The sequence below is a fragment of the Kitasatospora sp. NPDC059571 genome, assembly GCF_042735675.1.
GTDB lineage: Bacteria > Actinomycetota > Actinomycetes > Streptomycetales > Streptomycetaceae > Kitasatospora.
This window is the reverse complement of record NZ_JBHWBW010000222.1, coordinates 9,913-12,052: the sequence shown is the minus strand read 5'-3', so window position 1 is coordinate 12,052 and position 2,140 is coordinate 9,913. Positions and strand designations below refer to the sequence as shown.

The 2,140-nt window shown below is 74.4% G+C and carries 3 protein-coding genes and 1 pseudogene; 1 reads left to right on the top strand and 3 read right to left on the bottom strand.

The window, feature by feature from the left end:
* Window positions 1–317 precede the first annotated feature (317 nt).
* Entirely contained in the window at window positions 318–617 is a 300-nt protein-coding gene (locus tag ACFV0G_RS23085) for a hypothetical protein (RefSeq protein ID WP_380550967.1), read from the top strand.
* A gap of 85 nt (window positions 618–702) precedes the next feature.
* On the opposite strand, the gene ACFV0G_RS23080 is transcribed toward ACFV0G_RS23085, so the two are convergent.
* The 3 genes and pseudogenes from ACFV0G_RS23080 to ACFV0G_RS23070 all read right to left on the bottom strand — a co-directional run.
* The gene (locus ACFV0G_RS23080) at window positions 703–1,671 is read right to left on the bottom strand and encodes an NAD(P)-dependent alcohol dehydrogenase (protein ID WP_380550964.1); all 969 of its coding nucleotides are present in this window, start codon (window positions 1,669–1,671) and stop codon (window positions 703–705) included.
* On the bottom strand, window positions 1,668–1,901 hold the full coding sequence (locus ACFV0G_RS23075; protein WP_380550961.1) for a helix-turn-helix transcriptional regulator: 234 nt from the start codon (window positions 1,899–1,901) through the stop codon (window positions 1,668–1,670). The genes ACFV0G_RS23080 and ACFV0G_RS23075 overlap by 4 nt, the downstream gene beginning before the upstream one ends.
* Window positions 1,895–2,140: pseudogene (locus ACFV0G_RS23070) on the bottom strand (hypothetical protein); the annotation flags it as partial. The pseudogene ACFV0G_RS23070 and the gene ACFV0G_RS23075, both read right to left, overlap by 7 nt.

Sequence of the window (2,140 nt, the reverse complement as noted above, 5' to 3'; positions counted from 1 at the left end):
ACCTACCCACACCCCCGCCCGGCGCCGCGTGCGAGCGGCGTCACACACCGGACCCGCGGAGCCGGGCGCCCGCCGCGCCAACCCCCGGTTCCGCGGCACCGGCGGTTGCCGGGTGGAGTGTGTACCGGGCGTTAGGGGGCTCTCCCCGGCCTTCGCCGAGCCCCTGCACGCTCTACTCGGGCACGGAGTGCGGGCGGGACGATGGTCGCGCCGGGGCGGGGGCCCTGCCGGCCGCCGCAGAGGTGCGGGCGGCCGTGAGCGGATGTTGGCTGAAGCGCAACCACCTGTTGGCCGCTGGGAGCAGTGAGGAGCAGAACATGGCTGTGGTGATGTCGATGCACTGGGCCGGGGTGACCCCGGAGCAGTACGACTCGGTGCGGGACGCGGTCGACTGGGAGGAGGTGCCGGCGGCCGGCGGCCACGTCCACGTGGCCTGGTTCGACGCCCGCGGCCTCCATGTGACCGATGTCTGGGAGTCCGAGCAGGCCTTCCAGGCGTTCTTCGCGGAGCGGCTCGCACCGGCGGTCGAGAAGGCCGGGATCGCCGGCGCCCCCGAGACCTCCTTCTCCCCGCTCCACCGGCGCTTCGTCGCCCCGGGCGTCAGCGGCGCCCAGTAGGCAGGTCCTGACAGCGGGCCGACCGGAGCGGCACGGGCCACCACGCCCGGAGCCTCCCCGGTCGGCCCGCTGCGTCGCGGTCGGCTCAGACGGTGAGGACGGTCTTGCCGGCGGCGTGGCCCGCGTGGACGTGGCGCACGGCGGCCGCGGCCTCCGCCAGCGGGAAGGTCCGGTCGAGCACCGGCGCCAGCCGTCCGTCGGCGGCGGCCTGCCCGAGGAACTCCAGGTCGTTGCGGTTCGGCCGGCCGATCAGCGTCCGCAGCCGCTGGCCGGTGAACGGCGAGAGCGCGGCGGCCCGCAGCTGCCGGTCGATGCCCTGCAGCCAGCGGCCGCCGGCCTCGCCGCCGACGATGACCAGGGTGCCGCGGGTGGTGAGGGCGCGGCGCAGCCGCTTCAGCGGCCGGTTGCCCGCGGTGTCGAGGACGAGGTCGTACCGGGCTCCGCCGTCGGTGATCTCCTGGCGGGTGTAGTCGAGCACGTGGTCGGCGCCGAGGGAGCGGACCAGCTCGGTCTTGCCGGTGCTGCACACGCCGGTGACCTCGGCGCCGAGGTCCTTGGCCAGCTGCACGGCGTACGAGCCGACGCCGCCGGCCGCGCCGATGACCAGGACGTGCTGTCCGGCCCGGAACTGCCCGGTGTCGCGCAGGGCCTGCAGGGCGGTGCAGCCGGAGACGGGGAGTACGGCGGCCTGTTCGAAGGTCAGGCCGTCGGGCTTGGGTGCCAGCCGGTCGGCCCGGGCGCGGGCGTACTCGGCGAAGGCGCCGTCGCAGCTGCCGAACACCGCGTCGCCGGCGCGGAGTGCGGTGACGTTGCGGCCGACCTCCTCGACCAGTCCGGCGACGTCGGTGCCGCGGACGGGGTTGCGCGGGGTCCGCAGGCCGGTGGCCAGCCGGACGGGGTAGGGGAGTCCGGCCATGAGGTGCCAGACGCCGGGGTCCACGCCGGCGGCGCGCACCCGGACGAGGACGTCGTCCGGCCCGACGGCCGGCCGGTCCCGTTCCCGCAGCTCCAGTACGTCCGCCTCGCCGTAGCGGTCCTGCACGACGGCCTTCATGATGCCTCCCCCTCGGAGTCCGGGTACTGGAAGACGTCGTCGAGTGCGACGCCGAAGACCCGGGCGATCTGGAACGCCGTCTCCAGGGACGGCGAGTACTTGCCCTGTTCGATGGCGATGACCGTCTGCCGGGTCACGCCGATCCGCTCCGCGAGGGCCGCCTGGGTCATCTCGCCGTGGTTGAAGCGCAGGGTGCGGATGGTGTTGGTGATCCTGGTCGGCTTCACCACGGGCCGAAGCCCCGCCGGTAGGCGGCGATCTTCGCGGCCGAGCTCATCAGCGCCGAGAGGACGAACGCGAGGTACGCCGCGTTGGCGATCCAGAAGTAGTCGACCTCGGCCATCGCCATGACGAGCGCGGCGACCCCGCCGATCACCAGGAACGACTGGCCGATGTACTCGCCGAACCGGTGGATCTCGCGGTCCCGCTGGTCCTTGTGCCGGCCGCCGTCCCTCTGGACGGCGGCGGC

Coding starts and splice junctions, on each gene's coding strand:
- ACFV0G_RS23085 (WP_380550967.1), top strand. CDS start 318: ATGGCTGTGGTGATGTCGATGCACTGGGCCGGGGTGACCCCGGAGCAG.
- ACFV0G_RS23080 (WP_380550964.1), bottom strand. CDS start 1,671: ATGAAGGCCGTCGTGCAGGACCGCTACGGCGAGGCGGACGTACTGGAG.